At 54.4% G+C, this 17,349-nt stretch carries 19 protein-coding genes; 5 read left to right on the top strand and 14 right to left on the bottom strand.

The window, feature by feature from the left end; translation table 11 throughout:
• Positions 1–4: 4 nt before the first annotated feature.
• From sseB to trmJ, 11 genes are all read right to left on the bottom strand, one after another.
• A complete protein-coding gene (gene sseB, locus ACE15A_RS05610; RefSeq protein WP_053510751.1) occupies positions 5–781 on the bottom strand; it encodes an enhanced serine sensitivity protein SseB in 777 nt (258 codons plus the stop codon).
• A 107-nt stretch (positions 782–888) separates the two neighbouring features.
• Positions 889–2,172 (bottom strand): aminopeptidase PepB, encoded by a 1,284-nt coding sequence (pepB, locus tag ACE15A_RS05605; protein WP_053510754.1) that lies wholly within the window; start codon positions 2,170–2,172, stop codon positions 889–891.
• A gap of 136 nt (positions 2,173–2,308) precedes the next feature.
• Entirely contained in the window at positions 2,309–2,509 is a 201-nt protein-coding gene (iscX, locus tag ACE15A_RS05600) for a Fe-S cluster assembly protein IscX (protein WP_000523621.1), read from the bottom strand.
• An 11-nt stretch (positions 2,510–2,520) separates the two neighbouring features.
• Positions 2,521–2,856: an ISC system 2Fe-2S type ferredoxin gene (gene fdx, locus ACE15A_RS05595; RefSeq protein ID WP_001124466.1), complete on the bottom strand. Its 336-nt coding sequence runs from the start codon at positions 2,854–2,856 to the stop codon at positions 2,521–2,523.
• A 1-nt stretch (position 2,857) separates the two neighbouring features.
• The gene (gene hscA, locus ACE15A_RS05590) at positions 2,858–4,708 is read right to left on the bottom strand and encodes a Fe-S protein assembly chaperone HscA (RefSeq protein ID WP_023245989.1); all 1,851 of its coding nucleotides are present in this window, start codon (positions 4,706–4,708) and stop codon (positions 2,858–2,860) included.
• Positions 4,709–4,720: 12 nt separating this feature from the next.
• Positions 4,721–5,236 (bottom strand): co-chaperone HscB, encoded by a 516-nt coding sequence (gene hscB / locus ACE15A_RS05585; RefSeq protein ID WP_053510759.1) that lies wholly within the window; start codon positions 5,234–5,236, stop codon positions 4,721–4,723.
• A 197-nt stretch (positions 5,237–5,433) separates the two neighbouring features.
• The gene (iscA, locus tag ACE15A_RS05580) at positions 5,434–5,757 is read right to left on the bottom strand and encodes an iron-sulfur cluster assembly protein IscA (protein WP_000028952.1); all 324 of its coding nucleotides are present in this window, start codon (positions 5,755–5,757) and stop codon (positions 5,434–5,436) included.
• Between the two features lie 28 nt (positions 5,758–5,785).
• The gene (gene iscU, locus ACE15A_RS05575; RefSeq protein ID WP_000331704.1) at positions 5,786–6,172 is read right to left on the bottom strand and encodes a Fe-S cluster assembly scaffold IscU; all 387 of its coding nucleotides are present in this window, start codon (positions 6,170–6,172) and stop codon (positions 5,786–5,788) included.
• 27 nt (positions 6,173–6,199) lie between these two features.
• Positions 6,200–7,414 (bottom strand): cysteine desulfurase, encoded by a 1,215-nt coding sequence (gene iscS, locus ACE15A_RS05570; protein ID WP_129382377.1) that lies wholly within the window; start codon positions 7,412–7,414, stop codon positions 6,200–6,202.
• Between the two features lie 179 nt (positions 7,415–7,593).
• Positions 7,594–8,088 (bottom strand): Fe-S cluster assembly transcriptional regulator IscR, encoded by a 495-nt coding sequence (gene iscR / locus ACE15A_RS05565; protein WP_023179651.1) that lies wholly within the window; start codon positions 8,086–8,088, stop codon positions 7,594–7,596.
• Positions 8,089–8,303: 215 nt separating this feature from the next.
• A complete protein-coding gene (trmJ, locus tag ACE15A_RS05560) occupies positions 8,304–9,035 on the bottom strand; it encodes a tRNA (cytosine(32)/uridine(32)-2'-O)-methyltransferase TrmJ (RefSeq protein ID WP_053510761.1) in 732 nt (243 codons plus the stop codon).
• A gap of 118 nt (positions 9,036–9,153) precedes the next feature.
• Here trmJ and suhB point away from each other — a divergent pair, with 118 nt between their 5' ends.
• From suhB to asrC, 4 genes are all read left to right on the top strand, one after another.
• Positions 9,154–9,957 carry an inositol-1-monophosphatase gene (gene suhB / locus ACE15A_RS05555; protein ID WP_023245992.1) on the top strand — a complete coding sequence of 268 codons (804 nt, stop codon included), beginning with the start codon at positions 9,154–9,156 and terminating at the stop codon, positions 9,955–9,957.
• A gap of 220 nt (positions 9,958–10,177) precedes the next feature.
• Positions 10,178–11,221 (top strand): anaerobic sulfite reductase subunit AsrA, encoded by a 1,044-nt coding sequence (asrA, locus tag ACE15A_RS05550; RefSeq protein ID WP_023245993.1) that lies wholly within the window; start codon positions 10,178–10,180, stop codon positions 11,219–11,221.
• Between the two features lie 3 nt (positions 11,222–11,224).
• On the top strand, positions 11,225–12,043 hold the full coding sequence (asrB, locus tag ACE15A_RS05545; RefSeq protein WP_053510763.1) for an anaerobic sulfite reductase subunit AsrB: 819 nt from the start codon (positions 11,225–11,227) through the stop codon (positions 12,041–12,043).
• A 10-nt stretch (positions 12,044–12,053) separates the two neighbouring features.
• A complete protein-coding gene (gene asrC, locus ACE15A_RS05540; RefSeq protein WP_053510765.1) occupies positions 12,054–13,067 on the top strand; it encodes a sulfite reductase subunit C in 1,014 nt (337 codons plus the stop codon).
• Here asrC and ACE15A_RS05535 read toward each other — a convergent pair whose 3' ends face one another.
• Together ACE15A_RS05535 and ACE15A_RS05530 are read right to left on the bottom strand one after the other, a co-directional pair.
• Entirely contained in the window at positions 13,068–14,054 is a 987-nt protein-coding gene (locus ACE15A_RS05535; RefSeq protein WP_053510767.1) for a nickel/cobalt transporter, read from the bottom strand. It lies immediately after the preceding gene.
• Positions 14,045–14,683 carry a DUF1007 family protein gene (locus ACE15A_RS05530; protein WP_053510769.1) on the bottom strand — a complete coding sequence of 213 codons (639 nt, stop codon included), beginning with the start codon at positions 14,681–14,683 and terminating at the stop codon, positions 14,045–14,047. The genes ACE15A_RS05535 and ACE15A_RS05530 overlap by 10 nt, the downstream gene beginning before the upstream one ends.
• A 125-nt stretch (positions 14,684–14,808) precedes the next feature.
• Here ACE15A_RS05530 and csiE point away from each other — a divergent pair, with 125 nt between their 5' ends.
• On the top strand, positions 14,809–16,086 hold the full coding sequence (csiE, locus tag ACE15A_RS05525) for a stationary phase inducible protein CsiE (RefSeq protein ID WP_053510771.1): 1,278 nt from the start codon (positions 14,809–14,811) through the stop codon (positions 16,084–16,086).
• On the opposite strand, the gene ACE15A_RS05520 is transcribed toward csiE, so the two are convergent.
• Positions 16,081–17,220, bottom strand: coding sequence for a 3-phenylpropionate MFS transporter (locus ACE15A_RS05520; protein WP_053510772.1), 1,140 nt, complete (start codon positions 17,218–17,220; stop codon positions 16,081–16,083). The genes csiE and ACE15A_RS05520 overlap by 6 nt on opposite strands.
• Between the last annotated feature and the right edge of the window lie 129 nt (positions 17,221–17,349).

Genomic DNA, 17,349 nt, shown 5'->3' with positions numbered 1-17,349 from the left:
TTCTTCAGATGATGCGGTTCTGTTTAAAATCGCGCAGAAACCCGCCCCAGCGGCGCTCGTAGAACGGCGCGATATGCTCGGTGATAAAATGGCTGATCCCCTGCTCACCCTTCCTCACCTGACAAATATCGATCGGTTCGTCACCCGGTAATGTGTCAGTCGCCACATTGCCCGCAGCGTGAATGATCTCTTCAATATCGCCGTCAGCCTCAATGCCAATCAGTAGATTGGGTTGGGCGTCCGCATGTTCTTTAATCGCGCAGAGAAACGCGCGTTTCACCGGTTTGATGGTTTTAAACAGCGTGGTGAGGGAATCAATCATCTGCGACGGCGGCTCGGCCACTTCGGATAAAATAAGCGACTCGCCGCCTTCCAGCACTTCCTGGGTACTTAACGGACTACCTTCCTCACCGAGAAGCAGGCTGATTTCACGCGGCATAAACTCTTTACCGACCGGCAATTTAGCGTTGAGGAATAACGTTTCGCCAAGCGTCATTTCAAACAGCGTGCGCACCGGCATCACCACAAACGCCTGTTCGTCTGCCACGGCCTGCTGCAGCGCCTCCAAAGAAGTAAAGAAGGGAATGACGGTCGTGCCGTCTTCTTTTTCCCAGTGCTGCAAATCCAGAGCGCTGTCTTCCACAATCGCCTCGCCTTCGGCAGCGCTGCCCGGCACCCAGACGGTGGACTCCAGTAAGGTACGGAAAAATGCCGGACGATGCGCGGGCTCAGTCGCCGCTTTCTCCAGCAAGATTTCTAATTCATTTTTAGTTTCGGACATAGGAATCACAAATTGATATACGTGTACCGTGTAGGCCTGATAAGCGCAGTGTCATCAGGCAAAATGCCGGGTGGCGCTTCGCTTACCCGGCCTACAAAAAACGCCATTCAGGCGGTCAGCAGATTAGCAATGGTGCGGACGCCTAAACCGGTTGCCCCGGCAGCCCACTGCTCAACTGGCGCTTTGCGATAAGTAGCGGAACAGTCAATGTGCAGCCAGCCTTCGCGGTAATTTTCAACAAAGTGCGACAGAAAACCCGCGGCGGTGCTTGCCCCAGCGGGATAAGCCGCGCTGCCGGTGTTGTTCAGTTCCGCAAAGTTAGACGGCAGTTGATTACGGTGGAACTCCGCCAGCGGCAAACGCCAGAACGGTTCATTTTCTTGCGCCGCGCAGGTCAGCAAGCGCCCCGCCAGCGTATCGTCAAAACTGAATAGCGCATGGTAGTCGTTACCCAGCGCCGTTTTCGCCGCGCCGGTTAACGTCGCCATATCAATGATCAACTGCGGGTGTTGCGCACTGGCATCAATCAGGCCATCTGCCAGCACCAGTCGCCCTTCCGCATCGGTATTCATGACTTCGACATTCTTGCCATTACGGTAGCGAATAATATCGCCCAGTTTAAAAGCATTGCCGCTGATCAGATTATCGGCGCAACACAGGAACAATTTTACGCGTTTATTCAACCCACGGGTAATGGCGAACGCCAGCGCGCCCGTTACCGTCGCCGCGCCGCCCATATCGGATTTCATTGAGTCCATAAAGGCGCTTTGTTTGATGCTGTAGCCGCCGGAGTCAAAGGTAATGCCTTTACCGACCAGACAGGCGTAAACTGGCGCGTCTTTGTCTCCCGTCGGGTTGTAATCCAGCGCCAACAGTACCGGCGAACGCTCAGAACCACGACCTACGGTATGCAGCCCCATATAGTTCTGCTCGCGCAGATCTTCACCTTTGGTGATACGGTAAGTGACACGATCGCACGCGACGCTGCACAGCAGATCCACCGCGCGCTGCGCCAGTTGCTCCGGCCCAAGCTCTTCCGCCGGGGCATTAATGGTGTCGCGCACCCAGTCAATAATGGTCAGGCGGTTATCCAGTTCCTGACGTTGGGCATCGTCTAAATCCGGCCACATCACGGTACGGACGCCTTTTGGTCCTTTGTAACCCGCCCAGAATGCCCAACAACGCTCGATATCCCATCCTTCGCCTGTCAGCGCGACCTGTTTTATTCCCAGGCCATCGATTTTACGCGCCGCACGCTGGATCAACCCCAGATCGTCTTTACCGTTAAGGTGCAAGGTAATACCGTCGTTATTAATACTGTAAGTGGCTTTGTCGCCCCAACGCGCATCGGCAGGCTGCGTGGAAAGCGTAATTTTCATGGCTTCTGTCATTGTTATTTTCCTTATTAGCAAACGGGCCGCCGTATGGCAGCCCGTTAGATCTTTTGCTAAATGATTCGCATTGCAGGAAGGCGGCAAGTGAGCGAACGCAGCCAACGCACCTGCGGCGCGGATCATGACGCAAAAATTACTCTGCTTCATCCAACCAGACTAGCAGAATCGCCTCCAGAATTTTTTCATTGGATGCGTTAGGGTCGTCGTCAAAATCGTCCAGTTCGCAGATCCACTGATGCAGATCGGTGAAACGAACGGTTTTAGGATCGACATCAGGATATGCGTCGTATAACGCTTCGCCGATCTCGCGGCTATCGGTCCACTTGAGTCCCATACTACCCTCTGTTAATGCTCACGCGCATGGTTGATTGTGTAACGTGGAATTTCGATAACCAGATCGTCGTCGGTAACGCGAGCCTGGCAGCTCAGTCGGCTTTCCGGCTCCAGCCCCCACGCTTTATCCAGCATATCGTCTTCTTCTTCCGAGCTTTCCGGCAAGGAGTCGAAGCCTTCACGTACAATACAGTGACAGGTGGTGCAGGCGCACGATTTCTCACAGGCGTGTTCAATCTCGATGCCGTTGCGCAGCGCAACGTCAAGAATGGTTTCACCGGTCTCAGCTTCCAGAACTGCGCCATCCGGACAAAGATCCTGATGAGGCAGAATAACAATCTTCGGCATGTTAAACCTCGTCTACGGAATGGCCTTTCAGCGCGCGACGAACCGACTGGTCCATACGGCGAGCGGCAAATTCCTGGGTTTGTTTATCTACGTTTTTAATGGCTTGTTCTATGGCGTCAACATCATCGCCTTGTGCGACCGCGCTCAAATGTGCGGCGGCATCATCAATGCATTGACGTTCTGCGGCGCTTAACAGCGCGGCGTCGGCAGTCAGCGCGCCGGTCAAGCTTTCCAGCACGCGCGCGGCTTCGACTTTTTGCTCCGCCAGCATACGCGCTTTCACGTCCTGCTCGGCAAAACTCATGGAGTCTTTGATCATTGAAGCAATTTCGCTATCGGTCAGGCCGTAGGAAGGTTTGACCTGAATGGAGGCCTCGACGCCGGTGGATTTTTCCATTGCGGTAACGCTCAACAGGCCATCGGCATCTACCTGGAAAGTCACGCGAATATGCGCCCCGCCAGCCGGCAACGGCGGAATACCGCGTAGCGCAAAGCGCGCCAGCGAACGGCAGTCCTGCACCAGTTCGCGTTCGCCCTGCATCACATGGATAGACATCGCGGTCTGACCGTCTTTGAAGGTGGTGAAATCCTGCGCGCGCGCCACCGGGATGGTGGTGTTGCGCGGAATAACTTTTTCCACCAGGCCCCCCATCGTTTCCAGTCCAAGAGAGAGTGGAATCACGTCCAGCAGTAGCATTTCGCTGTCCGGCTTGTTGCCGACCAAAATATCAGCCTGAATCGCTGCGCCGATAGCGACTACTTTATCCGGGTCGATAGTGGTTAACGGCGTGCGGCCAAAAAATTCGCCCACCCGCTCACGCACCAGCGGTACACGGGTCGAACCGCCGACCATGACCACTTCCAGAACCTGCCGGGAGTCAACACCGGCATCTTTCAATGCGCGACGGCAGGCCAATAGCGTGCGCTTAACCAGCGCAGAAATGAGATCGTTAAACTGCTCGCGAGTGATCTCCCCCTGCCAGCCCGCAACGTTAACGCGAACGGCATCGGCATCACTTAAGGCGATTTTCGCTGCAATAGCGGCATCCAGCAGTTCGCGCTGAACGCGATTGTCACTACGATCGGCAATCCCTGCCTGCTCGCGAATATAGTCCGCCAGCAGATGGTCAAAGTCGTCGCCGCCGAGCGCAGAATCACCGCCCGTCGCCAGCACTTCAAACACCCCGCGGCTCAGACGTAAAATAGAGATATCAAAGGTGCCGCCGCCGAGATCGTAAACAGCGATAACGCCTTCTTTGCCCGAGTCCAGACCGTAGGCGATCGCCGCCGCCGTCGGTTCGTTGAGTAAGCGCAGCACATGCAGGCCCGCCAGCCGCGCGGCGTCTTTCGTCCCCTGACGCTGGGCATCATCGAAATAGGCGGGAACGGTAATCACCACGCCATCCAGCTCTCCGGAAAGCGATTCGCTAGCCCGCGCGGCCAGCGCTTTGAGAATATCAGCAGATACGCGTACCGGGTTTAGCAACCCTGCCGCTGTTTCAATCATCGGCAGCCCATTAACGCTAGCCTTAAACCGGTAAGGCAGATGCGGATAGCGCGCCTGGATATCCGCCAGCGAGCGTCCCATCATACGTTTCACAGAGCTGATAGTGTTGGCCGTATCCTGCGCGGCATTGTCACGCGCAGCGTAACCGACCGTGTGGCCCTGCGGCTGATAGTGAACCACTGAAGGCAACAGGTGGCGCCCTTCGTGGTCAGGCAGAGTTTCCGCCTGGCCGCTGCGAACCGTCGCCACCAGAGAGTTGGTAGTGCCTAAGTCGATACCCGCCGCCAGACGGCGCTGATGCGGCGCGGCGCTCAGACCAGGCTCACTAATTTGTAATAAGGCCATGTTAGATTCCAGTTAAAAATCGAGCAGCTTTTCTTCGAGTTGTTCTGCGCTGCTTCGCAGTTTATCGAGAAACCGCAGTTTGCGCACCGTATCCGCCGCCACATCCCATGCCGCGTTATCCAGCTGTTCCACCATTTGCTGGAGGCGAGCATCAAACATCTTTTGTACACGCTCAATAAAGCTTTCCAGCCGCGCGTCGTCTTTTGTCTGTTCGATGTCGTCCAGCTCTTCACGAAGCGTCAGTTGCTCCATCAGAAACGCGGTGTCGCGTACGGTGTGCTGCTCGCTGGCCAGATCGAACCCATGTAAGGAAAGCAGATACTCCGCGCGCGTCAGCGGATGACGCAGCGTTTGCCAGGCCTGGTTGATCGTGGCGGATTGCTGGACGGCGGCAAGCTGCTGCGCCTGGGTGCCGTTGGCAAATTTGTCAGGGTGATACTGGCGTTGCAGATCCTGAAAACGAAGGCTCAGCGCCTGGGTGTCAATCTGATAACGGGCTGGTAAGCCAAAGAGGGTGAAGTAATCCATAACATTCTCAGGGATAGCCTGTCAGAACAAACCCCACCCGCAGGCGACTACGGTGGGGTTATACCTTCTTACTTCGCGCCGCAGATGCATTGTCTGCGCGGGTTCACCCCAGTCACTAATTCAAGTAAGCACCTGGGGATTCACTCGCTTGTCGCCTTTCTGCAACACGAATGACTCGGTATAACAGCGGAACACAGTTACACGTGGAAGCTTTCGCCGCAACCACACTCATCTTTCACATTTGGGTTGGAGAATTTAAACCCTTCGTTCAGGCCTTCTTTTACGAAGTCCAACTGTGTACCGTCCAGAAATTGCAGGCTCTTGCCATCAACCACTACCTTAACGCCTTTGTCTTCAAATACGGTGTCTTCCGCCGTCGGTTCGTCAACAAATTCCAGTACATAAGCCATACCTGAACAGCCGGAGGTTCTCACGCCCAGACGCAGGCCAAACCCTTTACCACGGTTGGCCAGGAAGGTATTAACTCGCGCTGCTGCACTGTCGCTAAGTGTAATCGACATAACAAAACCTCAATGTTAACGTTCTATTTTATTTCGCTTCGCGTTTGCTTTTGTAATCTGCAATAGCGGCTTTAATCGCGTCTTCCGCCAGAATAGAGCAGTGGATTTTCACCGGCGGCAGCTCCAGTTCGTCTGCAATATCGGTGTTTTTAATCGCCTGCGCTTCGTCCAGGGATTTCCCTTTCACCCACTCCGTTACCAGAGAACTGGAGGCGATAGCGGAACCGCAGCCGTAAGTCTTGAAGCGCGCGTCTTCAATAATACCTTCATCGTTAACTTTAATCTGCAACTTCATAACGTCGCCGCAGGCCGGAGCGCCAACCATGCCGCTTCCCACGTTATCGTCGTTGTTGTCAAACGACCCTACGTTACGTGGGTTCTCATAGTGATCGATTACTTTTTCGCTGTAAGCCATTATAAATTCTCCTGATTCCGATACCGATTAATGATGAGCCCATTCGATGCTATTTAGATCCACGCCCTGCTTGTACATTTCCCACAGTGGAGAAAGGTCACGCAGACGGCCAATGGATTTACGGACCAGATCAATGGTGTAGTCGATCTCTTCTTCAGTGGTAAAACGACCTAAAGAGAAACGGATAGAGCTATGCGCCAGCTCGTCATTCATGCCCAACGCGCGCAGCACGTAGGACGGTTCCAGACTGGCGGAGGTGCAGGCGGAACCGGAAGAGACCGCAAGGTCTTTCAGTGCCATGATCAGCGACTCGCCTTCAACGTAGTTAAAGCTCACGTTGAGAATGTTTGGCGCGCCCTGTTCAAGGTCGCCGTTCAGGTAAACTTCTTCAATATCTTTGATGCCGTTCCACAGACGGTTACGCAGACCGCGCAGACGGGCCATTTCGGTCTCCATCTCTTCTTTCGCGATACGGTAAGCTTCGCCCATGCCGACGATCTGGTGGACGGGCAGCGTTCCAGAGCGCATACCGCGTTCGTGACCGCCGCCATGCATCTGCGCTTCAATACGAATACGCGGCTTACGACGCACATACAGCGCGCCAATGCCTTTCGGACCATAAATTTTATGACCGGAGAAGGACATCAGGTCCACTTTCAGTTGGCTCAGGTCGACAGGCAGTTTGCCCACGCTCTGGGTAGCATCAACATGGTAGATAATACCGCGCGCGCGGCACATTTCGCCGATGGTCGCGATATCCTGCACCACGCCGATTTCGTTGTTCACGTGCATGATTGAAACCAGAATGGTGTCGTCACGCATCGCTGCTTCGAGTGCTTTAAGATCGATAATCCCGTTGCTCTGCGGCGCGAGGTAGGTCACTTCAAACCCTTCGCGCTCTAGCTGACGGCAGGTGTCCAGCACCGCTTTGTGCTCGGTCTTGCTGGTGATGATGTGCTTGCCTTTTTTCTGATAAAAGTTGGCTGCGCCTTTGATCGCCAGGTTGTCGGACTCCGTCGCGCCGGACGTAAAAACGATTTCACGCGGGTCGGCACCCACTAGCTCAGCAATCTGGTTACGGGCGATATCGACCGCTTCTTCTGCCTGCCAGCCAAAACGGTGTGAACGAGACGCCGGGTTCCCAAAGGTTCCGTCCAGGGTCAGAAACTGCATCATTTTCTCGGCAACACGCGGGTCCACCGGCGTGGTTGCGGAGTAGTCGAGATAAATCGGTAATTTCATTGCTCTTAAACTCCGTACATCACTCAATGCAAGGAATCAGGCAACCGGCTGGATGTACGACCGTGTTGACGGGACGTCCACGTCCCGGCCTGATTCTGAATTCTTTTTACGCTTCGTCCTTCAGGCGACTGCGGCATTAACCGCTTGAGGCCGCCAGAAGAGATGGCGTAATATTTTAATTAAGCACGTAATTTAACGTCGATGGCGTCCTGCGCACGACCATTGGCGCGCGGCGCGTCATGCGTGTGCTGACGACCAGACACATCCAAAACTTCCTGGTTATTCACCAGCTCGCCTAACGTAATATTGTTGAGAAAACCGGTCAGGCGATCGCTTAAATCACGCCACAGCGCGTGGGTCAGGCATTTATCGCCGCCCTGACAGCCGCCTTTCCCCTGGCAACGGGTTGCATCAACGGACTCATCAACCGCGCTGATCACTTCACCGACCGCGATACTGCCGGCATCTTTCCCCAGCAGATAACCGCCGCCTGGCCCGCGTACGCTGGAAACCAGACCGTTTTTACGTAAGCGGGAAAATAGCTGTTCCAGATAAGAAAGGGAAATACCCTGACGTTCAGAAATATCAGCCAACGGTACCGGGCCCGCTTCGGAGTTGAGCGCAACGTCTAACATTGCGGTCACGGCATAACGCCCTTTAGATGTCAGTCTCATGTCTTACTTAACCTCAAACTCGCCCCTGCCCGGGGTTTTTTATTGTAAAATGGGGGTATTGCATAGCAGGGATAAGTCTGACATTCCCGAGTAATTTGGTCAACTATTTACTTGACTGTTTTAGTCAGGTATTTGACGTTCAGTGCTGTTTTCGATTTACCGAATGACGCTTCGCTTATCCGGCCTACGATTAGCGCCATCAGGCATCAAATTGCCTACTTTCCTTTATTCTGCTGCTCAATCGACGCCAGCATTCCACGCAGAATATTCAACTCCTGGCTTTCCGGGCGCGCGCGGGTAAACAAACGGCGCAGCTTATTCATCACCTGCCCCGGATGGTTTTCGCGAATAAAGCCGGTGGAGAGCAACGTTTGCTCCAGATGGCCGTAGAAGCGTTCAAGATCGTCCACCAGCGGATACGGCGTCTCTTCATGCTCTACCGCGTCGCCGTCTTCCTGCGTTGCCAGCCAGGACATACGGACTTCATACGCGATGACCTGTACCGCCATCGCCAGATTCAACGAGCTGTACTCCGGGTTAGCGGCAATGGCAACGTGATAATGGCATTTTTGCAACTCATCGTTAGTCAGCCCGACACGCTCACGACCGAAAACTAAGGCAACCGGCGTGTTTTCCGCTTCTGCAATGCTTTTTAAGCCACACTCGCGCGGATCAAGCATCGGCCACGGCAGAGTGCGGGAACGAGCGCTGGTTCCAACCACCAGACTACAACCTGCCAGCGCTTCATCAAGCGTATCGACGATCTGCGCATTACCGATCACATCGCTGGCGCCTGCCGCCAAAGCGATGGCCTGGGAGTCCGGTTTTACCAGCGGGTTTACCAGCCACAGGTTGGTTAAGCCCATGGTTTTCATAGCGCGAGCCACAGAGCCCATATTGCCGGTGTGGGAGGTTTCCACCAGCACAATTCGAATGTTTTGCAGCATTGTCTTTCTTCAGCTAAAGATTATTCCGCCATCTTACCATAAAACCAAGACAGATTCCGATCTCACTGCTATACTCTGCGCCGTTTTCCCGTTCTTTAACATCCAGTGAGAGAGACCGATGCATCCGATGCTGACCATCGCCGTGCGCGCAGCGCGCAAGGCGGGTAATGTAATTGCCAAAAACTATGAAACTCCGGACGCTGTAGAAGCGAGCCAAAAAGGCAGTAACGATTTTGTGACCAACGTAGATAAGGCCGCTGAAGCGATAATTATCGACACCATTCGCAAATCTTACCCGCAACACACAATTATCACCGAAGAAAGCGGTGAACACGTTGGCACAGATCAGGATGTTCAATGGGTTATCGATCCACTGGATGGCACCACTAATTTTATCAAACGCCTGCCGCACTTTGCGGTATCCATCGCAGTACGCATTAAAGGCCGTACTGAAGTCGCCGTGGTTTACGATCCGATGCGTAACGAATTGTTCACCGCCACCCGCGGTCAGGGCGCGCAACTGAACGGCTACCGTCTGCGCGGCAGTACCGCTCGCGATCTGGACGGCACCATCCTCGCGACCGGCTTCCCGTTCAAAGCCAAACAATACGCGACCACCTACATTAATATTATCGGCAAGCTGTTCACCGAATGCGCCGATTTCCGCCGCACCGGTTCCGCCGCGCTGGATCTGGCCTATGTTGCCGCAGGTCGTGTCGATGGTTTCTTTGAAATTGGCCTTCGTCCGTGGGATTTCGCCGCGGGCGAGCTGCTGGTTCGTGAAGCGGGCGGTATCGTCAGCGATTTCACCGGCGGCCATAACTACATGATGACCGGTAATATCGTGGCGGGGAATCCGCGCGTCGTTAAAGCTATGCTGGCGAATATGCGCGACGAACTGAGTGATGCGCTGAAACGGTAATCGTTCATTCTGGCGGGAGCGTCTTTTCCCGCCAGAAATAAATCCCTTCCACAATTATCATTCTTAAAAACATCCTCCTATTTATTATACCGATAGTAAAAACCATTTTTTCCCGTTAGCGAAGGTGGCTGATTAGCGCTAGCGTAACAGTAATATTCATCTGATTTTTATAACAATTTATTTTCATTTGTTTTTCCTGAATATTACTGTGGAGTATGCGATGGCTATCAAAATTACGCCTGACGAGTTTAGTCTGCTTATCCAGCGATTAAACAAAAAATGGCGCGTGTTTGCCCCGTCCGCAGAGTTTCGCGGTGGGCGTTTTTCCGACACTGACAACATTATTTATCAACAGATTAGCGGTTGGCGCGATCTCATCTGGCACGAGAAATCGCACATGTCGCCGAATACCATTATCACCCCTATCACCGAAACGCTCTTTTATTTCGATAAAGACACGATTCAAATTGCCGAGACAGACACCTCCCCGATAGTCATCTTTGCCCGCGCCTGCGACATTAACGCCATGTCGCGGCTGGATTATATGTATTTATCAAATGGGAATAATTCCGATTACAGTTATCAACTGTTACGGGAGCATATTCGTTTCGTCCTAATTGAGTGTGAAGAAAGTTTCGAAAATTGTTTCTGCGTCTCAATGGGTACCAATAAAACCGACCGTTATAGCGCCGCAATGCGTTTTAGCGACGAGGGTGCGTTTGTCAGCATCCGCGATCCCTTTATCGAGGCGGCGATTCAAGGGCTGGGGCAGGAGGCCAACTATACCCCCTCTTTCGTCAGCGAAAACCGGGAAACCGTCGTCACGCCGGACAGCGTTTGCCGCGATCCGCAAAAAATTCGCGACATTCTCACCCGCCATCCGCTATGGGACGCCTACGACAGCCGCTGCATCAGTTGCGGCCGCTGCACCACCGGGTGTCCAACCTGTACCTGCTATAGCGTCTTTGACGTCGCCTATGATGAAAATCCACAGCGCGGTGAACGCCGTCGCCAGTGGGCAAGCTGCATGGTGCCAGGCTTTAGCGACATGGCCGGTGGTCATGGCTTTCGCGAAAAACCCGGCGAGCGTCTGCGCTACCGCGCCCTGCATAAGGTCAATGACTACAAAGCGCGCAACGGCATTGAACATATGTGCGTCGGCTGCGGCCGCTGCGACGATCGCTGCCCACAATACATCAAATTTTCTTTTATTATCAACAAAATGACCGCCGCCGTTCGGCAGGCGCTGGCAGAGGAGGCATAACGCATGTCACATTGTTCCTGCCATGATAAACCGCAGCACAGTTTGCTGCCTGCGGCGTACCGCATCCTCAGTATTACTCGCCACACGCCGCTGGAGTGGAATTTCCGCGTGGCGGTCGATTTTCCCGCGCACTGGGGGCAATTTGTTGAAGTGTCGCTGCCGCGCGTCGGCGAAGCGCCCATCTCCGTTTCCGACTGCGGCGACGGCTGGATAGATCTGCTGATTCGTAATGTCGGAAAAGTGACCAGCGCCCTCTTTACGCTGAAAGAAGGCGATAACGTGTGGCTACGCGGCTGCTATGGCAATGGCTATCCGGTCGATACGCTGCGCCATAAACCCTTACTGGTTGTCGCAGGCGGTACGGGCGTCGCGCCGGTGAAAGGGTTAATGCGTTATTTCGTTGAGAATCCGCAGGAAATTGGCCAACTGGATATGATTCTCGGCTATAAAAACCGCGACTGCGTGCTGTACAAAGAGGAGATGGCGGCGTGGCGCGGCAAGCATAACCTGGTGTTCACGCTGGATGAAGGCGAGGCCGATGACTGTTACCAGATTGGCCGGGTGACCGATCGGCTTGCCGGCATGGCGCTTAGCGATATCGACACCATGCAAGCCATCGTCGTTGGGCCGCCAATAATGATTACCTTTACTGTAAAAATGCTGCTGCAAAAAGGGCTAAAGCCGGAGCAAATCTGGGTGGACTACGAGCGCCGGATGGCCTGCTCCGTCGGGAAGTGCGGCCACTGCCGTATGGGTGAAGTGTATGTTTGCACCGACGGTCCGATATTTAACTACGCCGTCGCGCAACGTTTTGCCGATTAAGGAGAACATCATGAGCATTGATATTGATATCATTAAAGCCCGTGCGAAAAACGAATATCGCCTGTCAAAAGTGCGCGGCGAAGCCATGATCAGCGTCCGCATTCCCGGCGGCATTTTGCCTGCGCATTTGCTGACGGTGGCGCGTGACATCGCCGAAACCTGGGGTAACGGACAAATCCACCTCACTACCCGCCAGAAGCTGGCGATGCCGGGTATCCGTTACGAAGATATCGACAACGTGAACGCCGCGCTGGAGCCGTTTCTTCGCGAAATTGAAATAGAACTGTGCGACGTCCAGGTTGAGGATACCAAAGCGGGCTATCTCGCTATTGGTGGGCGAAATATTGTCGCCTGTCAGGGGAACCGCATCTGCCAGAAAGCCAACACTGATACTACCGGCCTGTCCCGTCGTCTTGAAAAACTGGTCTATCCCAGCCCTTATCATCTCAAAACGGTGATTGTCGGCTGCCCGAATGACTGCGCGAAGGCGTCAATGGCCGAGCTGGGGATTATTGGCGTGGCGAAAATGCGCTTCACTGCCGAACGCTGTATCGGCTGCGGCGCCTGCGTGAAGGCCTGTAGTCACCACGCGGTAGGCTGCCTGGCGCTGAAGAACGGCAAAGCGGTCAAAGAAGAGTCGGCCTGTATCGGCTGCGGCGAGTGCGTGCTGGCCTGTCCGACGCTAGCCTGGCAACGTAAACCGGATCAGCTCTGGCAAGTCCGTCTGGGCGGACGCACCAGTAAAAAAACGCCGCGCGTCGGCAAGCTCTTCCTCAACTGGGTGACTGAAGACGTGATAAAGCAGGTGATCGTTAACCTGTATGAATTTGAAAAAGAGATGCTCGGCGGAAAACCGATCTATCTGCATATGGGCCATCTGATCGACAAAGGTGGCTATCTGCGCTTTAAAGAGCGGGTGCTGCGCGGCGTTCAGCTCAATCCGGAAGCGATGGTCGCCGAACGAATTTACTGGGCCGAAGACGAATCCATCGCGCGGATGCATCTCAAACCCGCCGGGCACTAATCAACCACGCCATGGCCGCAGCCCGCCCACAGGCTGCGGCACGCTAAACCACATGACCAGAGCCGCGACAAGCAGTATTACCCCTCCGGCCAGCGCCAGCGTTGACCAGCCTACCTGCCGCCATAACGCAGGCGTTTTGTTTCCACTGAGTTTCACCGCCAGAGCGCGAAAAGTGTGTACCAGCAGCGCCAGCGAGGTAATCGTTAGCGAGGTTCCCGCCGCCATCGCCAGTACCGACGCCATTCCCCAGCTAAAAACGCCAATTACTTTACTGAATAACAGCACCATTATCGCGCCGGAACAGGGCCGCATCCCCATAGACAGTACGATCATTAGTCGCGCGCGCCAGTCATCGCCGCTATGCCGTTGTTCCTGCGTCGGTAAATGTTGATGTCCGCAGCCGCATTTTTCATGGTGAACATGGCGCGGCGTAAAGGCGATAACCCCTGGTTTATGTAGCAGCGTGCGCAACCTTTTTATGGCCCGCCAGCACAGCAAGATGCCCAGCCCGCCAACTAACGCATAACTCCCCTTTTCCAGCCAGAAGCCGCTCAGATGTAGCTGCCTTGCCGGAAGTTGCAATACGGTCAGCACCCCTACCACCAACCCGATAGCCACCAGTCCTTGCAATAACGCGGCGACGAGGGTTAACACGATACTTGATTTCAACTTCGAAGGATGCGTCGCCAGCCATGTCGCGATCACCACTTTGCCATGTCCCGGCCCCAGCGCATGAAGCACGCCATACATAAAACTCAACAGAAGCAACGATCCGCCCGCTCGCTCAGGATGCGTCGCCACCGCGTTAAGCAGCGCGCTCAACTGCTGATTCACTTCCCGCTGCCAAAGGACGCTTTTCAACATCACCTGCGGCCAGGCTTGCCATATCCACAGACCGCCAGCCAGCATCAACAGCAGTAATAACGCCAATGGCCACAGAGATAGCCAGCGCCGCCCGGGAGTGCGTTGAGAAAAAATTACTGACATTGCAATGTCACCGTTTGGGCGAACTGTTTACCTAAATCCATATCCTCCGGCGGCGCGTCCTCTTTATCAAGCAACTGGGCGAAACGTAATGTCTCTTCGCCGGGCGCAGGAGTATGAACCTGAATCCGACACTTTTCGCGCAGCGGTTCCGGCATCGTTATATCGCTGTCCTGGTCATAATGCATATCGACATAATAAGAAGGATCAAACGTTGAAAAGGTATAAGTCTGACCGCTTAACGGCTGCGGTTCAGCCAGCGGCAGCGTAAAGCTCAATACCGCCTGATGTGCCTCACGTGTCATACCGTATTCTGTCGGCCTGTTTTTAAACTTTACTTTCGCGCCATTGCGCCACACTTCTGTAAAGTAGTGCTGTCCAAGTACGTTAGCCATCACTTCCGCCGCCAACTTTTTCCATATTTCCGAACCCGGAGCAGCGTTTCCGGCGTCATACAACAGATCTGCGGACGTCAGCTCGTCCATTGTCCAACGCATTTTTAACGCCACAAATTGCTCATTTTCACTGACCACCTGCGTTTGCAGACGGATGAAGCTGTGCGGATGCGCCGCCGCCACGAAAGATAAAACGGCGAGAAATAGTGTTAAGGCGCTGCGTTTCACTGGCTTCATCTGTTCCTCGCGATAAAAATTCTGTGACGCTCCTCAGCATTCCTGGCCTAAAAGCACGCTTATAACATTTTTCACTCGCAAACTTTAGCTATCCTTACCAGACAAACTAACGGGAGACCTGACAGATGATGCCGACGATTGCCCCACCATCTGTACTTTCCGCTCCCCAGCGCCGCTGCCAGGTATTGCTGACGCTTTTCCAGCCGGAGCCAATCGCCACGGTGGAAATCTTCAGCGCACTTAATGGCGTTGATGATGATATTGCCCGTGAGGATATCACTGAGACAAGCCTGGAGATCCAGCGCTATCATCGCCTTGCCATCACGACATGCCAGAACGGTTGCTATCGGATCGAAGGTACAGCACTCGATCAGCGCCTTTGCCTTTTACACTGGCTCAGGCGCGGCCTGCGTTTATGCCCGACCTTCGTCACGCAACACTTTACCCCGGCCTTAAAAAATGCGCTAAAGCAGCGCGGTATCGCGCGTCCGTTGTATGACGATATCAATCTGCACGCGCTCATCAATCTGTGCGCCCGCCGGTTGCAAAAACCATTTGAAAATCGCGACGTGCAGTTCCTGCGTCTCTTTTTACAGTATTGTCTGCTACAACACCATGCCGGTATCACCCCGGCGTTCAACCCTGTGCAGCAGATTTGGGCGCAGTCGTGTGCGGAATATCCGCTTGCCCAGGAAATTGGCCGTCACTGGCAGCGCCACGTGATGCAGGCTGCACCGCTGAACGAAGCGCTGTTTATGGCGTTACTGTTTTCAATGATTCGCCTCCCCGACCCGATTCGCGACACGCATCAACGGGCACAGAAACTGCGACTGGAGGTGGCGCGGCTGGTGCTGCGCTTTAGAGAAAAAGGGAACGTACGCTTCAGCGACGAACAAGGGCTTAACGATCAGCTGTATGTCCATCTCTCCCAGGCGCTGAACCGAAGTTTATTCACGATTGGCATCGATAATACGCTTCCGGAAGAGTTCAACCGTCTTTATCCGCGTCTGGTACGCACCACACGTGAGGCGCTCGCCGGGTTTGAAGCCGAATATGGTATCCGCTTTTCCGAGGAAGAGAGGGGGCTGGTGGCGGTGATTTTCGGCGCCTGGCTGATGCAGGATAACGATCTGCATGAGAAACAGATCGTATTGTTAGCGGATAAAAATGATGCGCTGGAGACGTATATTGAGCAGCAACTGCGTGAACTGACCCTATTGCCGCTCAATATCAAACGGGTATCGACTCAGGCGTTTCAAAAAGAGGGATGCCCACGCGGCGTAGCGCTGATTGTTACCCCTTACGCCACGCCGCTACCGCTCTTCTCACCGCCGTTAATTCATGCGGATCGCGCCCTCACAGCGCACCAGCAGCAACAGATCCGCAAGATCCTGGAATCATGACGCGGCAACCACTTTGGGCCGAAGGAAGATAGCGGGCAATGCCACCAGCGCCATAATCCAGAATACGCCGCCGCCCAGATGTTGATACAGAAAACCGGCAAATACCGTCATAATAGCGATGCTGCCGCCCATCGCCACAGCGGAATAGACGGCCTGCAAACGAATCACCTCGCTTCCCTGACGTGCAGCGATATAGCGCATGGCGGCCAGATGGCAAACGGTAAACGTTCCACAATGCAGGATTTGTATCACAATCAGCCACGGCAACGCCGTACTCCAGCCCATCAGCCACCAGCGTACCACCCCGCACACGGCGGAAAGCAACAGCAAGTCGCGAGCGCTAAACCGGCGGAATAGCTTTTTACTCAGGGCGAAAATGATCACTTCCGCCACCACGCCCAACGACCATAAATAGCCGACTGCCGACGCTGAATAGCCAGCCCCCTGCCAGTATATGGCGCTAAAACCGTAATAGGCGGCGTGCGCCCCTTGCAGCAAACAGACGCAGGCCAGAAAACGCCAGCTTTGCGCCACCAGTGTACTCCAGGCGGGCCAGCCTGCGCTCTCCTGCTGACGGCTTTCCCCCTGCGGCGGCACGCTGGGACGTAACAACATGCCCAGCAACATCGAGGCGACGCCAAGCGTCAGTAGCGCCAGAATCGCCTGGTAATCGTATAAACTCACCAGTTTACCGGTCAGCGCCGACCCTATCACGAAGGCGATAGACCCCCACAGCCGCACCCGGCCATAGTCCAGGGTAATTTGCTTTTGCCAGGTATTGGCCAGCGCATCGGTCAGCGGCACCAGTGGTGAAAAGAAGAGGTTAAACCCGACCATCACCACCATTAGCCACGCGACATGCGTTCCTGCCCAAAATGCCAGCGCAAATACCAGCGTCAACAATGCCAGTACGCGCAGCGCGGAGATCAACCGTGAAGGATCGCTTACGCGAGGAGCAATGAGCAGGCTACCGAGAAAACGCGCGACCAGGCCTCCGCCCAGCAGAAGACCGATGGTTTCCGGCGTTAGCCCAAGACCTTTAAGCCAGACGCTCCAGAATGGCAGAAAAATACCGTAACTAAAGAAGTAGGTGAAATAACTGAGCGCCAGCCAGCGCGTGGAATGCAATGCCATGATTCCCTCCCGTTTGGAAGCGATAGTCTGGCGATAAACGGTTACGCTGGCAAGAGTAACATAAGATTAACAAGCACGGAGGGAGTTCAAACCGCAACGCCGCCGGAGAATGGCTTCCGGCGGCGTTGC

It is taken from the genome of Salmonella sp. HY31, assembly GCF_042604575.1.
Lineage (GTDB): Bacteria > Pseudomonadota > Gammaproteobacteria > Enterobacterales > Enterobacteriaceae > Salmonella > Salmonella diarizonae.
This window is presented reverse-complemented; position numbering and strand designations above follow the sequence as displayed.

Coding starts and splice junctions, on each gene's coding strand:
- ACE15A_RS05530 (WP_053510769.1), bottom strand. CDS start 14,683: ATGAAGCCAGTGAAACGCAGCGCCTTAACACTATTTCTCGCCGTTTTA.
- iscU (WP_000331704.1), bottom strand. CDS start 6,172: ATGGCTTACAGCGAAAAAGTAATCGATCACTATGAGAACCCACGTAAC.
- ACE15A_RS05520 (WP_053510772.1), bottom strand. CDS start 17,220: ATGGCATTGCATTCCACGCGCTGGCTGGCGCTCAGTTATTTCACCTAC.
- iscR (WP_023179651.1), bottom strand. CDS start 8,088: ATGAGACTGACATCTAAAGGGCGTTATGCCGTGACCGCAATGTTAGAC.
- asrC (WP_053510765.1), top strand. CDS start 12,054: ATGAGCATTGATATTGATATCATTAAAGCCCGTGCGAAAAACGAATAT.
- suhB (WP_023245992.1), top strand. CDS start 9,154: ATGCATCCGATGCTGACCATCGCCGTGCGCGCAGCGCGCAAGGCGGGT.
- ACE15A_RS05535 (WP_053510767.1), bottom strand. CDS start 14,054: ATGTCAGTAATTTTTTCTCAACGCACTCCCGGGCGGCGCTGGCTATCT.
- hscB (WP_053510759.1), bottom strand. CDS start 5,236: ATGGATTACTTCACCCTCTTTGGCTTACCAGCCCGTTATCAGATTGAC.
- csiE (WP_053510771.1), top strand. CDS start 14,809: ATGATGCCGACGATTGCCCCACCATCTGTACTTTCCGCTCCCCAGCGC.
- asrA (WP_023245993.1), top strand. CDS start 10,178: ATGGCTATCAAAATTACGCCTGACGAGTTTAGTCTGCTTATCCAGCGA.
- asrB (WP_053510763.1), top strand. CDS start 11,225: ATGTCACATTGTTCCTGCCATGATAAACCGCAGCACAGTTTGCTGCCT.
- trmJ (WP_053510761.1), bottom strand. CDS start 9,035: ATGCTGCAAAACATTCGAATTGTGCTGGTGGAAACCTCCCACACCGGC.
- iscA (WP_000028952.1), bottom strand. CDS start 5,757: ATGTCGATTACACTTAGCGACAGTGCAGCAGCGCGAGTTAATACCTTC.
- hscA (WP_023245989.1), bottom strand. CDS start 4,708: ATGGCCTTATTACAAATTAGTGAGCCTGGTCTGAGCGCCGCGCCGCAT.
- iscS (WP_129382377.1), bottom strand. CDS start 7,414: ATGAAATTACCGATTTATCTCGACTACTCCGCAACCACGCCGGTGGAC.
- sseB (WP_053510751.1), bottom strand. CDS start 781: ATGTCCGAAACTAAAAATGAATTAGAAATCTTGCTGGAGAAAGCGGCG.
- iscX (WP_000523621.1), bottom strand. CDS start 2,509: ATGGGACTCAAGTGGACCGATAGCCGCGAGATCGGCGAAGCGTTATAC.
- pepB (WP_053510754.1), bottom strand. CDS start 2,172: ATGACAGAAGCCATGAAAATTACGCTTTCCACGCAGCCTGCCGATGCG.
- fdx (WP_001124466.1), bottom strand. CDS start 2,856: ATGCCGAAGATTGTTATTCTGCCTCATCAGGATCTTTGTCCGGATGGC.